The organism is Aromatoleum aromaticum EbN1 (assembly GCF_000025965.1).
Classification (GTDB): Bacteria; Pseudomonadota; Gammaproteobacteria; order Burkholderiales; family Rhodocyclaceae; genus Aromatoleum; species Aromatoleum aromaticum.
This window is the reverse complement of sequence record NC_006513.1, coordinates 160,651-183,947: the sequence shown is the minus strand read 5'-3', so window position 1 is coordinate 183,947 and position 23,297 is coordinate 160,651. Positions and strand designations below refer to the sequence as shown.

Here is a 23,297-nt window from a genome sequence, read left to right as displayed (position 1 = left end):
TCTCCGGTGGGTGGAATCAGTGGTAGTAGCGCGCACCGCGCAGGTTCTCGTGAGCGGCCGGTAGCGCGAGCTCGCTTTGCTGCGCAGTGGATGCGGGGAGCGGCGCGCGGTCGAGCCCGCTCTTGAGGATCGAGGCGACGTTGCGGTAACGCATCGCCCCGAGGGTGACGGCGCGGGTCGCCGCGGCTTCGAGGCGTTCGTTGCCGTATTGACGACCGAGGCGCATCAGCCCGAGGCACGCCCGGTAGCCCTGCTCGGGGTGCGGCATGCGTTCGAGTTGGTGGCTGACCACCTGCTCGGTGTGAGGCCCGACCGTGGCGCCCCAGGCGATGAGTTTGCCCGGGGACCACTGACGGTGCGCCTGATGCGATGCGGGCATGTGCTCGGTGAGCGTGGTGAAAGCCCCGTGCCGGTGGCTTCTCGCATGCACCGCAACGCGACGGCCTGCGGCAAAGCATTCGATGCTGCTCGCGGTGATGCGTAACTCCACCGGTTGGCCGGCGAGCGCATACGGCACGCTGTAGTAATGCCCGTCGAACTCGACGTGGTAGTCGATGTTGGGCTTGGCCCGTTTCCATTGGGCGAACTGGAACGCGGTGGCGGGCAACGGGCGCAGCGCCGGCCGATCGAGCGTCTCGAACGCTTCGTGGCGCGAGCCTGGCAGGCGCCGGAAGGCACGCGTGTTCAGCGGCTCGAGTAACGCGGCGATCGCCTCGTTCAACTCTCCCAGCGAGAAGAAACGTCGATGCCGCAGCCGCGCCAGAATCCAGCGCTGCACGATCTGTACGCCGACTTCGACCTTGGCCTTGTCCTGCGGCTTGTAGGGGCGCGCGGGCAGGATCGCCACGCCGTAGTGCGCGGCGAACTCGGCGGTGGTGCGCTGCAGTTGCGGCTCGTAGCGGTCGGCCTGCCCGACGAGCGAGCGCGTATTGTCGGGCACCACGAGCTCGGGCACGCCGCCGATGAAGGCCAGCGCCCGGGCGAGCGAGCCCAGCCAGTCGGCCTGCGACTGCGTCGCCGTGGCGCAGGCGAACGTATAGCTCGAGGCGCCGAGCACCGCGACGAAGATCTGCGCGCGCGAAATCTCGCCCGTGTCGGCGTCGACGATCGGCACCGTGTCGCCCGCGTAATCGATGAAGAGTTTCTCGCCGGCGCGGTGCACCTGGCGCATCGAGCGCTTGAGCGTGCGGGCGAACGCGCGGTACAGGTCGCAAAAGCGCGAGTACTGATAGCTCGGCCCGTCGGCCGTCTGCACGTACTCTTCCCACAGCAGCGCCAGCGTGACGTTCTTTCGCTTGAGCCCCTGATGCACCGCCGCCAGATCCGGCGGCACATTCGCGACGCTCGCGCCACGTCCACGCCGGGCGACCCCCAGCACCCGGCGCAACTCGGCCTCGTCGGCCGCCGACAACTCGGCCCACGGCCGGCCGCACTCCTCGGCCGCCTTCACATACTTGGCGACCACGCCTTTGGAAATCGACAGCGCGCGGGCAATGCGCTCATGCGACAGCGCGCAGTCGTATTTGAGCCGTAACAGCTCCCTGATCTTGTGCATGGCAATCCGCTCCGCCGGCATCCTCGGTCTCCGCGCAAAGCGCGCGAGGGTAGCCGGCCTGACAAACGACGTTGCCACGCTTGGCCTCACAAACCCGTTCCGATTTGATCGTGACCATTGATTCCGACATCGTGACCGCCCATTCCGACAACTCGCCGAAATCGGTCACGATCAAATCGGAATCCGCGGTCACGACCGCGGATTCACCGGTCACACTATTTCGGAGTCAGCGGTCACGTTGGGTCGGAATCCGCAATAGGCGAAGGCTTTCGCCAGCGGCGACTTCGGCAGCAGGGTCGGGGCGTGCGCGGTGAGCCAGCGATGAAACCAGGCGAGCACGCGTTTCGTGCGCTGTTGTCGGAGCTGGCGTCGGACGTCGGGATCGGCCTCCGCGATCTGCCCTTCGATGCGGTAGATCAACCCGATGAAGCGCAGCGCATGATGCGCAAGTCCCGGCCGGGCCCCCTTGGGCATCGCCTTGACCACGTCGAAGTATTTCCTCCTCGCGTGAGCCCAACAGGCGACGTGAGTCACCCCTTCGCGGAAACTCGCGTGATAGCCACTGTAGTCGTCGGCTTGCAGATAGCCACGCCAGTCCCCGAGGATGCGGGTGCGCGCCGCTGCGATCGAGCGTGAAGTCGTACAGTGCCGCCGGCGCCACCGCCTGCCAACGCCCGTGCTCATCCTTGCGATGGCCGCCGGCCAGATATATGCCCACATCCGCGCCGTGACGGTCTTGCCCGGTGCCTGCAGCGCGAGCGTCGTGTCGTCGGTGAAGATCACCGGGCTCGCGAGCACGTGGCGATGCAGCACCGGCATCAGCACGCTCAAGAGCTCGGCCCCGTCGAGCACGCGGTCGCACAGCGTCTGGCGCGCGATCACGACGCCGTCGCGGGCGAGGATGCGCTGCTGACGGGCGAGCGGGCAATGATCGAGGTATTTCGACACCATCACGTGCGCGAGCAGCCCCGGCCCGGCGTTGCTCTTGGCGATCGGCGAACCCTGGGCGGTGGCGGTGCGGATCGTGCTGCTGCCGTCGGCGCGCTCGCAGCGGTATTTGAGGCGCACGTTCTGGATGACTTCGAGGCGCGCCGGGAGGTACTCGAGCATCTCGGAGACTTCCTCGCCGATGCGCTCGACCGCGGCGAAGCTGGCCTTCTCATCCGCGGACAGATCGTGCTCGACGCGTCGCCGCGGCAAGTGTTCACCGATCGCGGCACGCCCCGGTTGGCGCCGGCGGTGCGCCTCGACCTCGCGAAACGCTTCCGGCGGCACCGGTACTTCGACCGTCTCGCTCCACAATTCGCCTTGCCCCGCGTGGATCGCTTCGCTGCGCGGACCGAACAGCCGCCGGCGCAGTTCGGCCAGTTGGTGGCGCAGGCTCTCCATCTGTGCGTCGAACTGCGTCCGCAACCCGTCGAGCTGCGCGGCCATCTCCAGCACCATATCCTGGAGCGGCTCCACGGCGGTGGGCAGGGTCGCGCGATCGATGACGGCAGGGCGATTCATGGCGCCCATCTTGCCAGCGGGCGCCGCCTCGGGGCAGTCGGTCAAACCCCAATTGCATGGCAGAGCGCGGCCTCGCACTCAGCTCACGCGGGACGCGGCCACCGCCGGGAGGCGCCGCACGCGGGCCAGATCGATACCCTCGAGCCACGCCACCAGTTCGCTCATCGCCAGAGCGCCGGCCGCAAGGCGTGCCGGATCGGCGAAGCGGCCCCGTTCCAGGCGCTTGTACAGCACCCAGAAGCCGTGGCGGTCCCACACCAGGAGCTTCACCTTGTCGCGGCGCCGGCCGATGAACACGAACACCTGCCCCGACAGCGGATCCATGCCCATGCAGGAGGCGACCAGCTGCGCCAGCGCGTCGATCGATTTCCTCATGTCGACCGCCTCGCTATACACATAGGCCCTGACCGCCGAGGACAGGATCACGGCAACTGCGCCAGGATGCGATCGAGCACCTGCTGCGCGGCCGTCCCTTGCAGACGCAGCGTCATCGTGCCGGGCAGGCGCACTTCGATTTCCGCGCTGCGGGAGGACGCATCCGCACCATGAGGGAGTGCGATGAACTGGCCCCGCGCATCGGCCGACTTCGACTTTGCCCGCGACGCGGGCTCGACGTCGGTCTCGGCGCGCACCAGACGCCCGACCCGATGCCGAAACGTCGACAGCGCCAACCCGTTCGCCTCGCAGTACTGCGGGATGCTCAGGCCCTGCTCGCGACGCAGCGCTTCATGCTGCTGCCAGAACCTGTCGTCGCGGGCCACCATCGGCTTGCCCGTGCGCCAGTCGATCCGACCGCCCGCCGCACCCATACCGCTGTCGCCATCCGAACCCAACTGTCCTTCCATCGTCACCTGCTCCGCTATTCAAGGAGCGACAACGATCCAACAACGCGGGCAGGAACGGAAGAACGGGGGTTTCCGGACGGATACCACGCTGCCCCCGCAGGTATTCACGCTTCACGTTCGGATTTCTCTGCTTGTGGTGGGTAAGCCGCGCAGAGTAGGGCGTGCGCCTCCCGGAAGCGTCGCACTGTCTTGCTGACGGACTGGCTCGTCAACGCGCAGGCTTCGGCGGCGGCCTTCACCCGCTTGCCTTCTATGAGCACGAGCCGCGCCGCGGATCGGGCAGGCCCCTCTCGCGCGCGGATGAGCTTGGCAAGTGCTTCGAATTGTTCTGGTGTCATCGAGCGATTTTCGTCGCGGGAACAGCGCTGGTGTAGATTGCGCGCGGGCCGCTCGTCGCGGCTGGGTCAGTAACGGATGACCGTGACTTTGCGCTTTGCCCGCGTCATTGCAACGTACTGAAGGCGACGTTGATCCTGTGCACGATCGCCACTTTTGCCCCACGCTTCGGGAATAAGCAGGGCAACTTCATCGAACTCCAGACCCTTCGCCCGGTGCATGGTCGCAATGCGCACAGTAGTCGAGTCGGGCTGGTCGCGCTCTTCAGGTCCCAACAATTTTGTAGAGATGTCGCATTCCTTCAAATGTCGCGCTACTGCTTCCGTCATTGCTTGGGTCGGCGCAATCACACACAGCGACTCGCCCCCATCGCGGCTTGCGGCGGCAATGACGTCAATCGCCCTGAGGGCTTCGTCCAGATGCTGAAATTGCAGATGCTCAGGGGCTGGGCCGTGCGAGATTGACTTGTATCGTTTGACCTCGTCCGAGCCATCGTCAAGGTCGTCCACCTCGCAGCCTTCCAGGACCGCCACGGCCTGCAGGCGGATCTCCTCGGTTGTGCGATAGTTCAGATACAGTTTCCGTGAGCGCCCGCGGATGTTGATGCCGCATGCGCTCATGGCAGCACGATTGCGGCTGTAGATGCGCTGGTGTCCGTCGCCAACGAAGAAGAGATCGTTCTCCCCCGTGGGTAGCATTGCGCGCAACAGCTTAAGTGCCTGGGGGCCGAAATCCTGCGTCTCGTCGATCACGGCCGCACAGTAAGTCACTGGAGCGTTCCTGAGCAGACTGACTGCATCGCGATAGGCGTCATCGACTTCCTTAAGCTTGCGGCTTGCCAGTTGTGCACGGTACTCCTCGAACACAGGCCAGATTGCGTCGCGCTTGCTGCGACTCAGAATCGTTCCACGGCCAGCCCGCTTCGCCATGCGGTATTCGTCGCGAGTGGTTACGCCCTGCGCCAGTACCACTCGCTCCAGTTCTTCCTCGTAGAACGTTGAGGGCAGGCCCATGCTGGTGTCTTGTAATGCCAGTGCGCGCTGCCACGCTTCGGCCGCTTCTCCCGCGTTGCGGTTGTAGATGATTGCATGTTCGTACTTGTGCCGACGCAGGAAACCATGGACCCAAGCGTCCAGGTTCTTTACCTCGATCTTCTGCATCGTGGCGGGCGGACACAGCGTCTTGAGGTTGTCCTCAATGTCTGCAGCAAGATTTCGGGTAAAGGTGGTAAAGAACACTTTGCTGTCGCTGCTCGCCCGGTTTTCGGCGAGCCATTTCGCGCGATGCATCGCTAGGACCGTCTTGCCGGTTCCTGCTCCGCCCAGTACCCGCATCGAACCACTGCGATCGCCGATAGAAAGCTTGCGCTGCGTCGGGTGAAGAAACACGCGCCACTGCGCAAGGGGTGCGTTCAGGATCGCGGTCATCGTTTCTTCGTCAGCGACGACTATGAAGCGAGCTTGAGACTCAGGTGTTTCGATGGCTCCGGCAAAGTCGTCGGTATTTACCTTCTGATCGACTCGGGTTTCGCGGGCGCCCAGCACCTGCGCAACGGTATCGCCTGCAGCGACAAGGAACAGGCCCTCGTAAGCCTCTACCGGCAGCAGGGATTGCAGGGCGTCGAGTTCGACATCTGTTGCGATCGACCTTAGCTGCCCAAGCAGTTCCGCCGGGGCGCCAAGGCTGAGCAGTTCATGGTCCGATTGTTCGCCGAACAACGAGGCTGAAGGTGCTTCCGTTTCAATCTCCCTATGCGTCGCAGCCTCCGAACGTGCTTGGGCCAGTACCGGTTCCATGACACTCTCGACTGCGAACACCTGCAGGGCACCGGTGACCGGGTTAACCGCAAGCTTCTTCCCTTCCGCCCAACGGTAAGCGTCGTCATGATGATCGACATAGAGCAGGACGTAGACGTCACCCGCCGGCGGTTTGAATACGATGCCACGCCAGTCCTGATCGACCCTGACCGACTTCAGGTTCGGGTCTCGTGCGCCATTGATCGACTCATAGTTGATGCCGGACGAGGTCGGGTCATTCTGAAACTTCAGCGCCCATTTCAGGATCTTTCCCTGCACTGATCCCGGAATTTTTGCCAACCGCGCCAGAAAGTCTTGCGAGAGTGCGACCTTGGGTTTCAGGCTCATGCCGTTGTTCCTTCTTTGATTTCGCTTATCAACCGCTGCGTCCATTCACCTTCGGCAACGACGCTGGTCCAGCCGTGTGCTTTCCACACAGCCTGATAGTTCGTGTGAGCAGGCAACAGCAATACGAGCTTCTTGGCGCACCAAGCCAATTCGGCTTCTGCGATGATGGTGTCGGCATTTTTCGGGTCAGCGTACTCGAATCCCACTTCGTCGGGTGGAGGAACCCCCGCACCGACCACGTCCATCAGGCTCGGTGTGAGTTCGGACATCGCTTGATCGAGCACTTGCTCCCAGGCCGCTGCCAGCGCCGCCCCCTGGGACGAGCTTGCCGGGTTGCTCGAAGCTGGCATCGACAACGAGGCGTGATCTGCCGCTTCCAGACCGTCCTGCGTGGCGAGCATGATGCCTGGCAGAAGCTGGAAGTGGTTAAAGAGCGCCAGCCAGCGGCGCCAGGCGAGATGGCGCGCAGGCTCGTCGTGAGCGAAAGCGTCATCAAGTATCACGAAGCCCGGGCTTTTCTCTGGCATACCGTTGGCAGAGCCGCCGGCCAGCAGGGCCGGCCATAGATAGCGCAGGCGTACCTCGGGTTGCGTGATGTTGCCGCAGGGGACGTACTTTTCTGGTCGGTCGCAGGGCAGGGCGCCCACGTTCAGCCAGAACTTGGCCAGTTCATCTCGAGCATCGGCGAGTTCCGGCACCCTTGGATTCGGCACCATGCGAAAGGCGGTCGCCCCGGCGGAGCGCGCCATGCGCAAACTGTGTTCGTCAAGCGCTTCGCCAACTGGTTTGCCGAGCCAGTCGATCAGCACGGCCACGGCATTGCGCGACACGAAGCGCTCGTCAATCATCGCCCTCAGTGGCGGTGAAAGAGTCTCTTGGCCACCGTAATACATTGGCTCGAGCATGCCCGCAAGCGCGGTTTCAACCGAACCGTCCAGCGCAGTTTTCACATCTTCCCAGGTTGCCGACCACACCCAGTATTTGCCGCTCATCACCAGCGCGTTTCGTTTTTTCGCATCGACGCGAGCCGTATCGTGGTGATAGGCCCAGCCGTCACAGAACACTGCAATCGGTCGCCGCTTGGAGCGACTTTGTACCGGCCAGAGCATGAAATCGGGGCGGCATGGCACGATCACGCCGTCAGTGGGCCCGAGGTCCACCTGCGGCTCAACCCAGTACTGCTGCTCGCCTACCTGCAGCAGATAACCGGATTTACCGTGGACAATGTCTTGCACCAGCTTTACGAACGGCAGTCCGGCCTCGCCGCCAAGCCGGCGCAAGGCTTCGATAAATCGCGCCTCGAGCTCGGAATCGAAGTTCGGATTGATGTAGATCTCTGCGACCGTGGGCACCTTTTCGAGATGGTCGAGGCCGGCCACCAAATGCTCAAGAATCGAACGTGCCCGATCGCGCGAGACGCTGGCCATGGCACGACCAAGCCGATACTGATACACACAGCGGTAGCAGCCATCCTTCTCCGGATCTGCATTGCAGGCGCATGCGCTCAGATGCGACAGGGCAAGGCGCAGGACGTCCACCAGGGTTTGGGCCTCGTTGGCCAACAACTGGTGCAGATAGCCGGTGCCACCGGGTACCGAGTCGTACAACAGCACATACTGCCTACCTGGCGCGCCGTCCTTGCCGGCTTCTTGCTGCGTCAGCATGCGCAGGTGGTCCACCTTGCCGCCGAAGCGTTTTTTCAAGCCAAGTTGAACCGCCGCCATGAAGGACTGAACCGCCTCTTCATCCACGCCTGAGCGGGTGTACGGCACCAGGATGCGCAATGCCTCGGATGAAAACTCACGGTACAAATACAGACAGTCGATCAGGTTCTCGACGTCGTTCGTGCCGCGCTTCTCGCAGTCGAAGGCATGCAACTGACCAGCATCGCGCTCGCGGGCATTGCGTGGCGCCCGCTGAATCTGACCGCAGTGCCGGCAGAGCTTGAAGCCCGGGCGGGATCTTTGCTGACCCGCCACGTTATAGGCTTCACCGGGTTTGGTCGGCTCGCCGAAGTTGATGTCGCGAAACTGGACCTGTTCGATGAATTCAAAGCCGAATGGAAGGTCTCGAGCCTTCAGGCGCCAGGCTTCCACAACCTTCTCGGGTTCGAAGTCCGCGAGTAGCTGCCGTACGTAAAACTTGGGTTCGCGGTCCTCGGCGCTATCGTCGATGCGAACCTCGGTGTCATTGCTGTTTGCGATAGCCTGGCGAAATCGCAATAGCGAACGCTTCTGCGCAATATTCGCCCACATCGGATCCCCGCAGCGCGGGCAGGCGGCACGGCTGTCCGCTTGAATCTCGAGGTTCTCCATGTGCTGGCAGGTGGGGCACAGACGCCACGACTCGAGCGACGACAAAGTCATGTTGATCTGGTCGATCTCTACCCGCCGCTGGTTAGCATAGAATACGTTCTCGGGTGCGAACTCAGACAGTGCCGACTGGGCTGGACGCTCATAGCGCTCTGCGGGCAGCGAAATATACGCCGCGGTGTCAGGGTCGTCGCTACCGCGCTTGCGCCAAAGCAGGGATTTGAGCTCCACACCGGCTTCAGGAAAAGCGTAGTTCGGGATCAAACCCGCATCGGTCAGGGTATTGAGCAGCTCGCGCTGATTGATCTCTTTCACCAGTTCCAGGGCCTTCTGCCGCTCGCGGTCGAGTTGGTCGATCTCGGCTCCGGTGGCTTCGTCCTGAGGCCGTTTCTTCAGGGCGCCTCGAAAAACCTCGCCTCTCCCGCTCTTGGTAAAATTACATCCTCCTGAATCTCGCCACAGCCGACATCGATGAAACCGCGCAGCGCCATCAAGACCGACCTGTTTGCCTTTGATGCCCACCGACAGAAGATCGACGCGCTGGGCGACCCGCTGGCCGAGATCGAGTCGCACATCGACTTTGCGGCGTTGGCGGCCGAGGTTGATCGGGTGGCGCCCCGTCCGGTGAGTGCGCAAGGCGGGCGCCCGCCGTACCCGACCGAGACGATGGTGCGCATCCTGGTGGTGAAGCGCCTGTACAACCTCTCGGACGAGCAGATGGAATACCAGTTGCTCGACCGCATGAGCTACAAGCGCTTCTGCGGCCTGGCGAACGCGACGAACGTCCCGGACCGCACCACGGTGTGGACCTTCGAGAACCGGATCGGTGAGGCGGGGGCGAAGGCCTTGTTCGACGGGGTCTCGGCGCAGCTGCTCCAGAAGGGCTTCATCGCGCGCGGCGGTCAGATCATCGACGCCACCTTGGTGCCGGCGCCCAAGCAGCACAACAGGCGCGGCGAGAAGGAACTGATCGAGCAAGGCGCAATGCCCGCCTCGTGGCGCCCGGCGAAGCGGCGCCAGAAGGATCTCGATGCGACCTGGACGAAGAAGCACGGCAAGAGCCACTTCGGCTACAAGCTCTCGATCAACGCAGACAAGAAATACAAGATCATCCGCAGACTCGAGACCGACACGGCCAGCACGCACGACAGCCAGCACTTCGACAACGTCTTCGACACGCGCAACACGAGCCGCGATGTTTATGCCGACCGGGGCTACCCGTCCGAGCAGCGTGAAGCCTGGCTGAAGGAGAACGGGTTTCGGAATCGGATCCAGCGCAAGGGCAAGCGCAACAAGCCGCTGTCCGAGTGCCAGCAACGGCGCAACAAACGCATCGCCAAGACGCGCGCGCGGGTCGAGCACGTATTCGGGGCCATCGAGCAGATGGGTGGCAAGCTGCTGCGTACCATCGGTCAGGAGCGGGCGAACTTTGCGATGACGATGATGGCGGCCTGCTACAACTTGAAGCGGCTGGTCTATTTCAGGAAGGCCGGAATCGAGGCCTTCTGACGCCCGAAATGGGTCGAATCGCCGCTGCCTCAGGCGATTCGAAGCGAAAACGGGGCGACACCGCCGGGAAAAAGCGGTGATTCATCAGAGAAATTGGACCGGATTCGCTCGCGGTCATAGATGCGCGGCAGGATTCATTGAAGACCTCGGGTTATTCGAGGTGCCCTTCAGAATGTCGATCTGCTTCTTGATCTGTTTTGCGCGCTGACTGTGGGACTGACGCTCCTTTGCCAGTTCCTCCAGAAACTTGTTCAGCCGCAGTCGCAAGGCGTCTTCGTGCTCGGTGCCCTGCATAAAGCCCTGAAGGCGGGCAGCGACCCGGTCGTCGAGATCACTGCCCAGCAAGGCCATAAAGCCGGCAAGCAAGCGATCCTCGTGAAGGTGCAGATAATCCAGAAAGGTCGCGGGGAAGCGTGTGGTGTCCACGCTGTCGCGCGCATCAAGCGCAGCTGATGTCTTGTCGGGCAGGGCGGTCTCTGGCACACCGGACCCCACCCAGTCGTCCAGGCAAAACGCGAACAGTTGCCGGCGCAACACCTCTGCCGCCTTCAGGAAGATGCCGGGCGGCATGACTTCACCGGCAAGCATCTCTGCTGTGTCTTCAAAAAAGTACAAATCGTGCGGACTGGCGCCGTCTGCCAGCGTGGTTGCCAGGGCGTTACCATCGTGCCGGCCAGCACGGCCAATGCGCTGCAGGTAGCTGGCCTGGTTGGGCGGCACCGAACACAGCATCACGGACGACAGGTCACCGATATCCACCCCCATCTCCAGCGTCGGGGTGGCTGACAGCAGGTTCTCGTACCAAGGCGCGGGATCCTTGGCCTTGAAACGCGCTTCGAGCGCCTCGCGCTGGTCGCGTTGCAGCAGGCCGGTATGCTCAGCGGAATACACACGTCGCAGGTCGCCGCGACTGAAGCGGTCTGCAAGCCAACCATCTGCTGTGTCAATTTCGGCGTAGCGCTCTTGGGGAGCGTCGAGACAAGGCATGCCGAGAAGAGCAGACGCAACGTCTGCCGGCACGCTCAAATGGCGCTTGCCCTGCGCCGAGCCAATGCGTGCCACTCGCGTATGCAGGAAAAGGGCATCGGGGTTGGCCGCGATCACATCGCCCTGTGTGGAATCGAGGCGCAGCAGCAATCCGTGCTCTACGAGCACCTCGATGGCTGCTGTATAAATCTCGAGATCGGCCTTTTCTGGCAGAAGTCCGCTGGCAAAGCAGGCCTTAAACCAGGTCTGGTAAAAACTTGCTCCGGCCGACCCGACGACTCGATCAAATCCCCGGTGTTGCCCCAGCGTAAGAAACACCGGATGGGGTGTCTTTTCCCCCAAGCCGGGCAACCATTCGGCGCGCCCTTGGGTATGAGTGAACGCAAAAATGTTGCCATCACGAGTGTAGGTGCCCAGTTCAGGGTGCGCCACCGCGCCGCGCTGACGCAAATGGCACAACAAACCCCACACCCACTGAAACACCGTGTCGGCGTTGGCATGACGAATGCCAAACGTCTCATGCAGGCGTGGCAACAAGCTCGTAACCGCCCCCCTGAGCTCGTCTGCCTTTGGCGCAAGGGTGGCCTTTCCGATGGTGTCGAGGTTGCGCCCGCGACGGCTCAGATAAGTAAATTCGGCAAACGCTTGCCATCCCAGCCGCTTCCTGACGCGTTCGGGCAACTTGCTATCGCCCGGCAGTCGGTCGTGCAACTGCAGTGATTCGGCCCAGTCGCGCTGCCAAGTCATGTTCGGGCCGATGAACTCAGCGACGAAGGTTTCCCTCGGCATCTCCAGCGTACTACCACCTGTGCGCCAAGTCGTCGCCGCCCGTTCCAGGAAGGAGCTCCACCGCAGTGGTTCATCGCCCTGGGCGGCCATCTGGTCGATGACTTTCGCCAGACCCGTACGCACGGTATTCAGATAGGTGCGCGCGGTGAAGAAACCCGCACGGTGCGCGGCATCCTGCACCGAATCCGAAAACGCGATCAGTTTTTTGTCATCATTGAACGGGCTCGCCCAACTCTGCTCGATGGCGACTGCACCCAGCGTGGCGTTGCGGGCACCGAGCAGAATCTGGCGATGCCGACTGCCGCAGGCCGGGCAGGTTGGGTCGTGCCACGCGAAAGCAAGCCCGTCCTTGTTCGTGCTGTTGCGGGTTGCGGTAACGCGGAAAACCGCCACCAGATCCTCATGCCCGCAGGCAGTGCAGTGGCCGGCGCTCTGCAGGTGAGCGCAGCTGGTGCACAGGTGCTGAGAGATGCCGTCGCAAAGTGGCCGGCTCAAGCCCTCTGTCGCATACAGCCGCAGCGCTTCCTGCTGGCCAGAGAACCAGGTGTTGTAGATCTCGTCCAGGTCCGTGCTGATGACTGTCTGCCCGTTGGGCTTACGGCCCAACCAACCGGTAGTGTGGCAGTCTGCGCACTGCACCAGCGGCAAGTAGAGCTTTCCCGCTTGTCGCTTTACGCTGCTGTCGGGCACCAACTCGATGCGTTTCGGATCCGACAGCACCTGAGTCACCATCCGGCGCAGCTCGCGCATCCACAGCTGAACGCGGAGCGTAACCAATGGCCGGCCCGGAGCCGCCGGATCACGCGACCACGCCACCAGCACCAGCAAGGCGTCGAGCACGCGGGCGATGTGCGGCCGGGCAGCCTCTGGCAAGGGACCGATCATCTGTGCCTGCAGCTCGGCAAAATCGACAATGCGCCCACGCAACAGCTTGAGCAGATTCACGAACAGCACATGCTTCTTAAGCATGTTGCCCAGTGCGCCGCGCCAGGCCGCGTTCGCCACATCCGGTGGTGCCTTGTGACCCGGAAAGAACAGCTCGAACCAGGCGGAAACCGCAGCTTCCGGCGTTGAGTAGGGTGAAGCATCGAGGACCGCGGCGAAATCGTCGCGCGGATAAAGAACATGTTCAATCGCAACGTCGTCCAGAAATTCGGACTCGGACTTTCGATCCTCGGTCACTACCGATGCCGGCGGGAAGTCCACGCCAAAAACCTGCCGTGCGTATTCGCGCAGCGGCGCTGAATCCGCGTTCCCCCCCAGCGTTGCCGAGGTGCCGGCACAAATCAGATGTTCCTCGGGCGAGCGAAGGCGTGCGCGCAGTCGGCGCAGCAGCAGTGCGAGATCCGTGCCCTGCGCACCGTCGAACGTATGCAGTTCATCGACCACCACATAGCGCAGTGTGTCGGGCGCGTTCTTGTCCCACAACTGCCGGTCCTTGGGGCGGATCAGCAGGTAGTCCAGCATCTTGTAGTTGGTCAGCAGGATGTCAGGCGGGTCGCGGCGCAAGGTTTCGCGGTCAGTGATCACCCCATTCGCAGTCATCGCCATCTGGCCACGGCCGTCCTTGCCCGAGCGCCCGCCCACGAACAGGCCCACGCGAATGTCCCTGAACCGGGATGTCTGGGCGATGACCTCGGCAAAGCGCCTTGCCTGGTCGGTGGCCAGGGCGTTCATCGGGTAGATGATCAGCGCCTTGATGCCCGCCTGTGCGTCGAGTAGTGCGCGCGCGCAGTGGTCGAGCACAGGGTAGAGAAAGCACTCCGTCTTGCCGCTGCCCGTGCCAGTAGCCACCAGCGTGCTCGCCGCCCCTCGCGTTGTTGATAGACGCTGCCAAGCGGCCTCTTGATGCGAGTAACCCGGGTATTCGAGCTCAAAGCCACCAAAGAAATGCCTCCCTGCGCTGCCGGCCCGAAAGGGTAGGCCGATCTGCAAGTAGGGTCCCTTCAGCCAGCGAGCCTCATCGTTTGCAAAACGCTTCATCACCCCGGAGAAAAGCGGATCGGACGGCTCGAAACCAGTAATCAGAAACTGCTTCAACCCGTTCTGGATGTCGCGGGCGAGGAGGGAAGGCAGCATTAGGTCTCTATCCTGTTGTTCTTGTATGCGCGTGCTCGATCGTCGAGGGCGATCATAAGCTTAACCAATACGGGTAGCGTCACCGCTCGCTAAATCCGGAGACCTGAAAACAGTCGTTCAGCTACTCGGGGACTTTAAAGGCCAGATCAGCAAAAGCTCCCTGAGCATCGGTACGGAAAACGGGAGGTCAAAAGTTGCCAAGTGGCTTTCCGCAACATGCTTCGCTTCGTCGACCCACCGCTTCATCTCTGTAGCTTCAGCGCCCCCCGTGTCAGGATTGCTACGTGAACCGTCGAGTTGATTCAACAGCTGCAACACTTCCCAGTCCCGCAAAACCTTGTGGCCGCCATCGTCCTGCACCACGCCAATGGCAGAAATTCGGACGTGCGCGCCACCATCCGTCACACGATCGGAGGCCAGAAGAAGAAGAAGTGGTGTCTCCAGGCCGTTGACGTATGAGAGCACCGATTCCAGTTGGTCGGCCTGTTCCAGTGCTCGTGTCACCAATGGGTGACCTACCCCAAGTAAGCCACCTTCTCCACCGGAGTCGGATTTCCGATCAAAGCTCATGTTCTTGTATTCGCGTTTGATCGCAGGATGATTGATCCACTTATCCGGCGTTTTGAAGGACAGCAAACCGCCTTCAAGCTTTGGACGCCTGGCGTTGTGCTCCAACATACTTTGGAAGAAGGGCAGGAGGTCAGGTAGATCCAGTGGCGGAACGTCCTTTAGTCCGGACAGATCGAAACTTTGAGCGTGGCCGACAAGGCTCTTGACCGTGTCTATCGCTGATACGCCGCCAAAGGTATGCGTGTGTTCATCAAACCATTCCGCCAACCGTTCCGTCGGGACCTCAGCTGCACCCGCAAACAGTTCGTTGAAGAAGCCCGGGGTGGCCATGCCTAGCACCAATTGCAGAAGGTCTTCAGGTTCATCCATTGCGGACCCAAGTGCCAGCATGATGTTGCCAAGCTTCTCCTCCAGCTTCTCCCAGATCATCGATTCCACGGTATGCGGATTACGCAGGGACACGACCTCCACCGACTGCGTCTGGCCGTAGCGATTGAGACGCCCAACCCGCTGATGAAGCCGCATCGGGTTCCAGGGTAGATCGACGTGGATCAATGCACTGCAATGCTCCTGCAAGTCAATGCCCTCGCCACCGGCCTCCGTAGAGATAAGAAAACGTATCTCTCCTGCATTAAAGGCGTCACACACATCTTCCCGTAGTGCCGACTTACTTAGGGTTCGACCATCCGCAAACACAACCCCGTCCAGTCTGTTATCGCCATTGATGAAGCCGACGCAGTCATCGCCAAAATGCGCGATCAGTGCCGACATCAAGAGTGCCTGAGTGCGCTTGTACTCGGTGAATAGCAGAACAGAGCGTCCAGGGAAGCGGGTCTCTATGATTTCGATGACACGTTGAATGCGGGTCTCGACTTTCACTGCATGTGCTGCAGCGATGAGGTCGCTTAGATGTTCGGCTTCGTTCTCCATCAACAGGATCTTCCCCTGACGGTCACTGCGCGACCATTCCCACAGTGCATGTTCCAACTCGTCGGACGAAGGGTCATCCGTTTCGTGCGCGAGTTCATTGCGGTACTGGTTAGCAGTGCCGATCAGGCGTGCCTGACGCGTTTCCAACGCGGACCGCACCGCAGCAACTGAGCTAGACGCAAGCTTTTGTAGCGCAATCAACACCAGAATGACCTGACCTCGTTGAGTCTTGCTCAGGCTGGACGCGTAGGCTTTTCCGGCTAGAACGAAGCTGCTCATCAAGCTGTAGAACGCCGTTTCCTCTGGGGTGTATTCAAACGTTTCGGGATACTGCTTCACCGGCTGGAAAAGACGTTTCCCGCTCATGTCGGTCGCCTTTTGCTTCGCATTTCGGATGAGAAAACGAGGCAGCTCTGTCAGCATGGTGCTATTGGATTTCTTGGGGCTGAAGAGGTTACGGTCGAGCAGGCTCATGAGCGACCAGAAACCATAGTCCTTCCCTCGATGCGGGGTGCCGGTGAAGAGAATGCAGGATGTGATCTTTCCGAGCTCCTGCATGCTTTCGAGGAGTTGAAGCCCCAGCGTCTTGGCGCCGTTCTCGTCGGCGTTTAGGTGGTGTGCTTCGTCCACGATAACCATGTCCCATTCGGGAGCGGAGAGCAGCCGGTCATGGCGCCCGTTGTTGTCGGCTTTGAGCGTCGGGAGAGACGCGACCACCCGATCCTGAGTGTTCCAGAAGTCTGTTCGAGGTGTGTCTGCGTCCGCAGTGTAGATCGCAAGGCGAATGTCGAACATTTGCCGGAGGCGGAGTTGCCATTGTTCAACGAGTTTCGCTGGGGTCAGGACAAGTAGGCGCTTGATGGCTCCCTTTGCAAGCAAAGGCCAGAGTATCAGACCCGCCTCAACGGTTTTCCCCATGCCCACGTCGTCGGCGATCAGGAGCCTGACTGGCCATTGTCGGAGCGCCTTGTGGCATACCCACAGCTGGTGCGGCAGCAACGAAATCCTTGAGCGAGAGAACACCCCCCACGCGTCGTTGACCGAGCGTATCGCGGCAGCCTGTGCTCGCAAACGAGTTAGTTCGACAGGTGAGACATCGCCTTTGCTGATGGCGGAAGCCAAGTCCACCACGAGAACAAGTTCGCTTGTTCGAACTTCCTCAAGACCATGCGAAAACCGGGCGACAGCAGTTTCTCCGCGACCGAAAACTACCTCGCCTTGCCCATGACGGGGATGTGTGATGCGAGCGCCTTCATGCAAACGGTTCATCATCAAACTCCATGCCGAAAAGGGTGCCCCCGCTTTGCCAATCCTCGTCTGCGCTCGGGATGTCGAGCACCTTCCATAACAGGGCGCTGTCGCCGGCAAGCACGATGAGCGGGATGTCGTAGTCGCCGCCAAAGTCTGCACGGTCGCCAAGCCCATCGATGATGAGTCGCGAGAGATCAATACCGTTACTGGGGATCGGATACCCAATCCGCGTGAGGAGGTTCTTTACCCCGTAACTTGCCATATACGCCAGACGTTTTGCCGTGTCCGACTTCAACTCACCCGCCCGGAGTAGTTCGCGAACGATGAGATGCTGTCCTTTGCGCAAGCTGTTGCGTAACGAAGGCGCGACGATGTCCGATCCGTCCAGAACCGGGTCCTGGTTTGGCGTGAGATACGAGCTCACCTCCGTAATCGTTCGCTGATCAAGGCTGATGAAAACGTGCGCATAAACATCCATCCAGCGAGCGATTCGATACAAGCTTGGAAAGCAGTCCATCCAGCGGATGTACTTTTCATCGGCAACGGGCTGCTCAGCGTACTCCCTCAGAATGTTGATCCATGCTTCAGGATCATCCTGAGGTCGTACTTCGCAGAAGACCTGCCACCAGCCCTTTGAGTCGGTGAAGTCGATGAAACCACGGTGCTGGAAGTCCCGTGTTCGTCCCAAACGCTGCATCAATCCAAGTGCAAACAGGGTCATCCATGAGGTCCGATTGTTCTCGGTATCCGCGAACCTTTTCGGAACAGAGGCCGGCCACAAGTTCTTGTCGTAGTGCGCAAGGTGCGCGCTTCCTTCGTCGAGCCACCACTCGTAAATCCGTTCCAATGCGGCTTCGCGCACCAGCATTGAAACATCGGGTTCGGTAGAAGGCATCGCAAAGTCAATGACTGCCGGGTTCAACATGGCAATAAGCTGTTTCCTGTCATCCTCCGAAAATGACGACAACACATTAGAATCCATCTGGAGCGATTCAAGCCAGGTTCCGATAATGTGCGCACGCAAGTGAAGCCGAACGGAAAAATTCAGTCTGCCCTCCAAGAGGTAACGCAAAGCGGCATTCTTCTTGGCAGGGTCTGGGGCGCCGAGGATCCAGCTTGCGATCAGAGCTTCCGCGCCGCTCCACACTGGACTGTGATCCACAGCGAATTGTCGCGCCATGCTCCCGTAGTTACCGTGAAGGACATACTTGTCTGGTGCGAACGCGATACACAGCTTTTCTTCAGGGGCATTCAAGTCTTTCAGCAGTTCTGCGCCGAGCTGCCATGATCGGTCCGCTGCCATGAACGTGAGTTCATTGAAGCTGGTGTTGATCTGCCAGGCATCAAGCGGATGGATACATGTCAAGACCAGCGACAAGGCGGTAGCAGTCTCGGGGGAGCACTGCTGCGCCGGGACGCAACTTGTCAGCAGTTCCGCACTTAGCCGGGGGTAGACGCTGCCCTCGGCCTCATCCTTGGCCGCCTCAAGTGCGTTCGCGACGTCCTTGTGTATCCAGCCCGTGACAGGGTAGTGATCGGTCAGGACTGAACATTTGCGTAAAGCAGCCAGAGCGGGAAGCCATCGCTCGCTCACGGCAAGGCTTATCTTGTCGACAGCCACAAAACTTGCCAGGTCATCGGGCATCCCGTTGGGGACCTCGCTCGCCAGGCTGACAAATCGTTCAAGTAAACAGCCCTGGAATCGATGTAGCAGTTGAGCAGACTGAGATGCATCAGCGCTGGCGCTTGCGTAGCATGCATGTTTCCAGAAACTCCCCCAGAACGCAGCCGCAGAAACGTCCTGAGCTAGCATCAGTTTCTCTCGACAGGCCACCCAGTCAGCTCGTGAGGCTTGGACTACGAGCTTTAAGTCGCGGGCGAATTCTTGTGCAATCTCAAGGGCAAGGGCTTGGTTTCTCTGTGCTCCCTCGCCATGTGCGAGCGCTCCGCGGCCTGCATCGAGTTCGAAACGTGCATTCAGAATGAGACCGTCTGCTGGCGATTCACGAGTGGGAGCCGTTACCCATATCGAAGGTATCGCACGGATCGCCGTGCTTTCGAAGAGGGTCGCGCCGCGGGAGTCCAGACGCAGCGCGACTGCGCCCTTATGCCCGCGCCAGACCATTAGACGGGTCTGCGCAAATCCGCTCTTTGTCGGCACTCGAATGGTGCCGATTCCAACCCTGGGGCAATCATCGGTCAGAGCCACTGGACTCCATTCGATCTCCTGACCCTTCACGGCAATGCGGCGAATCTCGTTGCTGAAAACCGCTTGAATACCAGCCAGCGCCTCGAACCGCTCAAGCACTTGCGCTTGCTGCGCGGATGTACCGACATGCAATTCGATCAAGGTCGCACGAAGGCGCGGACCTTCAGTCGACCGATGCCTCTCGATGGCATCCAGTGCACGATCGACCTCAGGTCCGGTCCAGCGCTCTGGAAGGCAGCCGCCAACCACTTTGACCCGGAGATCCGCACTCAGAATCCGCGGGCTGTCAGTAGCGAGTAATACGCTCTTGAAGCCGAGACCGAACTTGCCCGTAACGTGCTGACCAGCGTCTTTGTCCGATGCGGACAGAATCAGCATGTTCTCCAGGTCATCGCGATACGCCACCTTGGCCGTGCTGCCCTGACCGGTGTAGTTGATCGGGCGCCCCCAGTGTATGAAGCGCAAGATGGCGCCATCGGCGTCGAGCACGAATCGACCTACCGCTTTTGGCGGGAGGGGATTTAGCCCCGCATTCAGATGCAGCGCCTGCATTTCCGCAACCGCATCGTCGGCGTTTTGAAAGAGCTCAAAGGCAATGCTCGACAATTCATACTGGCTTTGCTGAACTCGATCTCGAACGCCCGCCAGAACGGCTTGCTGCACATCCGGATGTTCCACCATCAGGCGAGCAATGTTCCTCTTTGCCTCCGATACTCGGCGCTCGAGTGACGAAACTCCGGTCTGGTTGCTGTTCGCAGCTTCAGACTTTTCGCCTTGGAGTCGCTTGTGGTCAGAAAGGGCGTCCGCCAGTTTCTCGTTCTGCTTCGCGACCTTGAGTTGCTGAAGGTAGAAGGGCAGGTTTTCAAGGATCAGGTCACGGGCGATGTCCAGAGACAACTGGTCGCTTTTTTCAAGCTCATCCCAAAGCGGGGTGATGCTGGAATTCCGCTGGTTGTATGCATTGTGGAGCAAGTGCAAGGCGCTGCGCTTTAGGAGATGTGAGAGTGTTTCGGCGGACATATCGGCCACGTGCGGAATGTGCCGTAGCTGAATATTTAGCGCGAAGCCCCCTTGCCAGCTGAATGCACCGGCAAATATGGTTTCCATCGAACTCTCCAGTTCGACAGACATCGCATCACCTGTAATGCCAACAACGTCCACACGGGTGTCCGCTGACACCCGAATGCGTGGGTCGAGCTTATCGAGCGCTTCGAGTGCGGTCATGCGACTCATCCACTGCCACGTCCCGTCCGTTGTTTGGCCGGGATCCTGCCAGTCAAGGCGTTCGGTGAGCCATGTCAGGCTGTGAGGCTGGAGATACTTTTCCCCAAGACTCCGTACCGTCAAACCTAGCAGGCAGAGGAACGCGCCGATGGGTGGCGATGGCATGAGCTCACCCCATGGGCGGAAATACTCCGTTAGTGCCCCACCAAGCGCATCTGCGTGCAGAAAACCCTCACTAGCGGCAACCGCTTCCTGTGTCGACTCTGCCGATGCCGGCCCAGAATTGTCTACGATCAGCCCGCCAAGGATTCTTGCCTGAGCCGTGTCGAGCAGGCAGCGGCCCACCACCCCCGCAGCCCCGACGCACAGCGAGCTTGCACCCTCCCAGGTTCCAGCCTGTGATCGCAGGCGTAGTGTCCGAAGAGTGTTTTTCCCCGCCGACCCCGCTTGGGCAAGTTGCCGGAGATAAAGATCAAAGGCCAGCTTGTGGCGCGGGTCGCCCCCGGAGTCCGCTATGGAGGTCAATGCCGACGAAATAAGGTCAAGAGGCAGCGGTCTGGAAATTTCGGTGAGCAGATGACTGACTACCGAATCGCTGTCAAAAACGGATATTGCCTTGGCGATGATGGTCCAAGCGGGTAGGGTCGTGATGCCCGAGAGAACTTGGGCGACATCCTCCAGCTGGCTGCGGTCAAGTATGCCAATAGGCCCAATATCGTGGCCGGGAACCTCAGCCATCAATTGGCCGAGACGTGAAAGGGCCTCCGCGTGTACAGAGAAAAGCCGGCGGAGGCTTGCAAAGGCCGGATGTCTCCGTACATCTTGATGCAAGCCGGAGACCCCAGCAAAGGGATATCCGCACTGCGACGACAGGTAGTCGATCTCGTCGGTCAGCTCTTCAATGTTGATCACATCGTCAGGGCTGATCATGCCTCCCGTAGCGAGTGGTAGCCAAGGGATTGCGCGGAGTTGTTTGAGCGTGCTCGACTCGCTCGACGTCGTGACTTGAGTAACAGCGCTGAGGATCAATTCCCAGTGTCGATGAGGTTCCTTGCTCGCTAGCGCGCGGAGAATCGTGGTCTCGCTGCTCCAATGCGGTAGCCACTGACGCTGTTTCTGGGCGTGGTCTTGATTTCGTGCTTGCCGCACAAAGCGACACCCCTCGGCCAGGGAGGCAGGTACGTTGGCTGCATTGTCGAGAAATGTGTCAGCATCGACGCCAGCGATATGGCCTTTGGTGTCGATGTGCAGAGGGAGCAGGCGCCAAAGCGCGACATCGTTCACCGCTGCAAGAATCGTTTCGCGTTCGGCATCGGAAAAACCGTGTCCGTTGATTATCGATAGGTCGACGTTGCGCTGTAATCTACGCACGACTTCGGTTTCCTGGACCTGGCTGATACCCAGCATCTCCCAATCGTTGGGGGGCACATCACTGGCGAGGCTTTCGGGCAACACAAACCAGGAGCCAGGTTCGATCTCCCGCCAAAGCTTGATCCAGGGCGAATCGCCTTTGCCCGGATCGACCCATAGAGTGGTCTCGTCGGCCATGAAGCCGTTTGGGGAACCGTGCAAGAGATATCGCAAGCCACGGCGCGCATCTCCCGTGACCGGGTCCTTATGGACTGACTTCAAAAGAGATCTACGAGCTTCAACTCCTGAAAGAGCGACAGGCTGGCCCGGTTTTCCCAAGGCTTCGAGGATTGCTTTTGCATCCGCAGCAGACGGCACTTCGGGGCACCCATCCAACTGGATAAAGCCTGCCGTTTCGGAAGATATGATCAGAACGCGCTCATCATTCAGAGCACTGGCAAGCTTTTTCGTATGTCCGAATTTGTCTCGTACGTCTGCCGTCTGCTTGAACGTTGTTTGCGTGAAGAGTCGTCGGTTGGCTTGACTAGCCTCAAGTGATTCGAGACTTTCAGCGAGCTCCCGACCATCGCGGACGTCGAGTGCACCGAGAATCCGGGCATTTCGGTGCTGGCGAACAATCCGGGACTTCGCATCGCCTTTCTGCCCACACAACTCGAGAACTACAGTCGCTGCCTTGAGAAGCGCAACGATCCTTGCTGCGAACTCTTGATTGTCAGCATCTTCGGCCGCCAACTGATCGGAGATTTCCCGATCTATCGCGAGCAGCCACGCCGAAAAATCTTCGTCAGTCGGCTTCCCGGTTGCGCGTTCAACGTTCGCATCGAGATCGGCAGGAATAAGCAGCGTTTTGGTCTTGCAGCGAAACAGTAAAGCCAAGGTGCTGGGAGATAGCGCGCCTACGGCTGAAGGGTTTGCATGACCGACAGAAACTCGATTCTCTGGTTTAACGAGCGCGACCAACTCCCTGAAGCTCGACCTTACTGCTCGGAAACCTTCAATTTTCCTGGTACGCAGGCCAAGTTGAATGAGTTGTACGAGCGCCTCCTGAACTCGCTGCGTGTTCAGGAAAATCCGGCCGGATGTTCGCAAGAACTCCGTGAGATATTCGACTCCGGATTGGTCGCACAAGGCCGCGTCGATATTCACCTGTAGTGCTGTCAGCAGCCGTGCTTCGTCCCATTCATCGAAGCGAGGCACAAGGGCGCTGGCTAGAGCATCACAGTAGATCGCATCGGGAATCTGAGTCAGCGCGGGCATGACAGTCCAAGGTTTCGCCAAGTCCTTGGAGTGTGGCAGACGCAGCAGGGTGCGGTGATGCTCCAGGTTCAATAGTCTCCAATGCCGACCAGTCGGAAGCAGTTCGCACACCCATGCGTGACGGCTAAATATGAAGTCACGGAAGATGGAGCAGAACACGGTACGTGCTCCCCCGACCTCAGTGGACGCAGCATTTGCGATCAGTCCAGTGACTTCTTCGATCTCGGCATCAGACAAGCCGTGCTTTGCCACGTATTCGGCAAGGGCAGGGAGAACCTCCGGTAGCACCACACGCTGTGCGATGGCCTGATTCCAGGCTACGTGCAAATCGGAATCGTCAAGGTCGGGTCTGGGCTCAATCTGGGGGGCTGCGAGGTGGCGCACACCGCCGATGCCACGTCGGTGCCCGGCGTCAATTAC

11 protein-coding genes are annotated in these 23,297 nt (G+C 60.5%); 1 reads left to right on the top strand and 10 read right to left on the bottom strand.

Annotated elements, in window-relative coordinates; genetic code table 11:
* Positions 1-16: 16 nt before the first annotated feature.
* The 7 genes from istA to EBN1_RS00785 form a co-directional block, all read right to left on the bottom strand.
* Positions 17-1,576 (bottom strand): IS21-like element ISAzo4 family transposase, encoded by a 1,560-nt coding sequence (istA, locus tag EBN1_RS00815; RefSeq protein ID WP_011236009.1) that lies wholly within the window; start codon positions 1,574-1,576, stop codon positions 17-19.
* A gap of 189 nt (positions 1,577-1,765) precedes the next feature.
* Positions 1,766-3,064 carry an IS66 family transposase gene (tnpC, locus tag EBN1_RS00810; RefSeq protein WP_157866553.1) on the bottom strand — a complete coding sequence of 433 codons (1,299 nt, stop codon included), beginning with the start codon at positions 3,062-3,064 and terminating at the stop codon, positions 1,766-1,768.
* Positions 3,065-3,142: 78 nt separating this feature from the next.
* Positions 3,143-3,490, bottom strand: coding sequence for an IS66 family insertion sequence element accessory protein TnpB (tnpB, locus tag EBN1_RS00805; RefSeq protein WP_011236007.1), 348 nt, complete (start codon positions 3,488-3,490; stop codon positions 3,143-3,145).
* Positions 3,487-3,909 carry an IS66 family insertion sequence element accessory protein TnpA gene (tnpA, locus tag EBN1_RS00800; RefSeq protein WP_157866552.1) on the bottom strand — a complete coding sequence of 141 codons (423 nt, stop codon included), beginning with the start codon at positions 3,907-3,909 and terminating at the stop codon, positions 3,487-3,489. The genes tnpB and tnpA overlap by 4 nt, the downstream gene beginning before the upstream one ends.
* 104 nt (positions 3,910-4,013) lie before the next feature.
* Entirely contained in the window at positions 4,014-4,247 is a 234-nt protein-coding gene (locus EBN1_RS00795; RefSeq protein WP_083782917.1) for a TrfB-related DNA-binding protein, read from the bottom strand.
* Between the two features lie 66 nt (positions 4,248-4,313).
* Positions 4,314-6,389 carry a UvrD-helicase domain-containing protein gene (locus EBN1_RS00790; RefSeq protein ID WP_011236006.1) on the bottom strand — a complete coding sequence of 692 codons (2,076 nt, stop codon included), beginning with the start codon at positions 6,387-6,389 and terminating at the stop codon, positions 4,314-4,316.
* Positions 6,386-9,223, bottom strand: a complete 2,838-nt coding sequence (locus tag EBN1_RS00785; RefSeq protein ID WP_157866551.1) for a DUF1998 domain-containing protein — start codon at positions 9,221-9,223, stop codon at positions 6,386-6,388. The genes EBN1_RS00790 and EBN1_RS00785 overlap by 4 nt, the downstream gene beginning before the upstream one ends.
* Between EBN1_RS00785 and EBN1_RS00780 the strand changes: the two genes are divergently transcribed.
* Positions 9,173-10,210, top strand: coding sequence for an IS5-like element ISAzo11 family transposase (locus EBN1_RS00780; RefSeq protein ID WP_011236702.1), 1,038 nt, complete (start codon positions 9,173-9,175; stop codon positions 10,208-10,210). The genes EBN1_RS00785 and EBN1_RS00780 overlap by 51 nt on opposite strands.
* A 114-nt stretch (positions 10,211-10,324) precedes the next feature.
* On the opposite strand, the gene EBN1_RS00775 is transcribed toward EBN1_RS00780, so the two are convergent.
* The 3 genes from EBN1_RS00775 to EBN1_RS00765 all read right to left on the bottom strand — a co-directional run bounded on the left by EBN1_RS00775 (position 10,325) and on the right by EBN1_RS00765 (position 23,204).
* Entirely contained in the window at positions 10,325-14,065 is a 3,741-nt protein-coding gene (locus tag EBN1_RS00775; protein WP_011236003.1) for a DEAD/DEAH box helicase, read from the bottom strand.
* A 117-nt stretch (positions 14,066-14,182) separates the two neighbouring features.
* Positions 14,183-16,837 carry a DEAD/DEAH box helicase gene (locus tag EBN1_RS00770; protein ID WP_041645414.1) on the bottom strand — a complete coding sequence of 885 codons (2,655 nt, stop codon included), beginning with the start codon at positions 16,835-16,837 and terminating at the stop codon, positions 14,183-14,185.
* Positions 16,818-23,204 (bottom strand): hypothetical protein, encoded by a 6,387-nt coding sequence (locus tag EBN1_RS00765; RefSeq protein ID WP_157866550.1) that lies wholly within the window; start codon positions 23,202-23,204, stop codon positions 16,818-16,820. Before EBN1_RS00765 ends, EBN1_RS00770 begins: the two co-directional genes overlap by 20 nt.
* Between the last annotated feature and the right edge of the window lie 93 nt (positions 23,205-23,297).

Coding starts and splice junctions, on each gene's coding strand:
- istA (WP_011236009.1), bottom strand. CDS start 1,576: ATGCCGGCGGAGCGGATTGCCATGCACAAGATCAGGGAGCTGTTACGG.
- tnpC (WP_157866553.1), bottom strand. CDS start 3,064: ATGAATCGCCCTGCCGTCATCGATCGCGCGACCCTGCCCACCGCCGTG.
- tnpA (WP_157866552.1), bottom strand. CDS start 3,909: ATGGAAGGACAGTTGGGTTCGGATGGCGACAGCGGTATGGGTGCGGCG.
- EBN1_RS00795 (WP_083782917.1), bottom strand. CDS start 4,247: ATGACACCAGAACAATTCGAAGCACTTGCCAAGCTCATCCGCGCGCGA.
- EBN1_RS00790 (WP_011236006.1), bottom strand. CDS start 6,389: ATGAGCCTGAAACCCAAGGTCGCACTCTCGCAAGACTTTCTGGCGCGG.
- EBN1_RS00780 (WP_011236702.1), top strand. CDS start 9,173: ATGAAACCGCGCAGCGCCATCAAGACCGACCTGTTTGCCTTTGATGCC.
- EBN1_RS00775 (WP_011236003.1), bottom strand. CDS start 14,065: ATGCTGCCTTCCCTCCTCGCCCGCGACATCCAGAACGGGTTGAAGCAG.
- EBN1_RS00770 (WP_041645414.1), bottom strand. CDS start 16,837: ATGATGAACCGTTTGCATGAAGGCGCTCGCATCACACATCCCCGTCAT.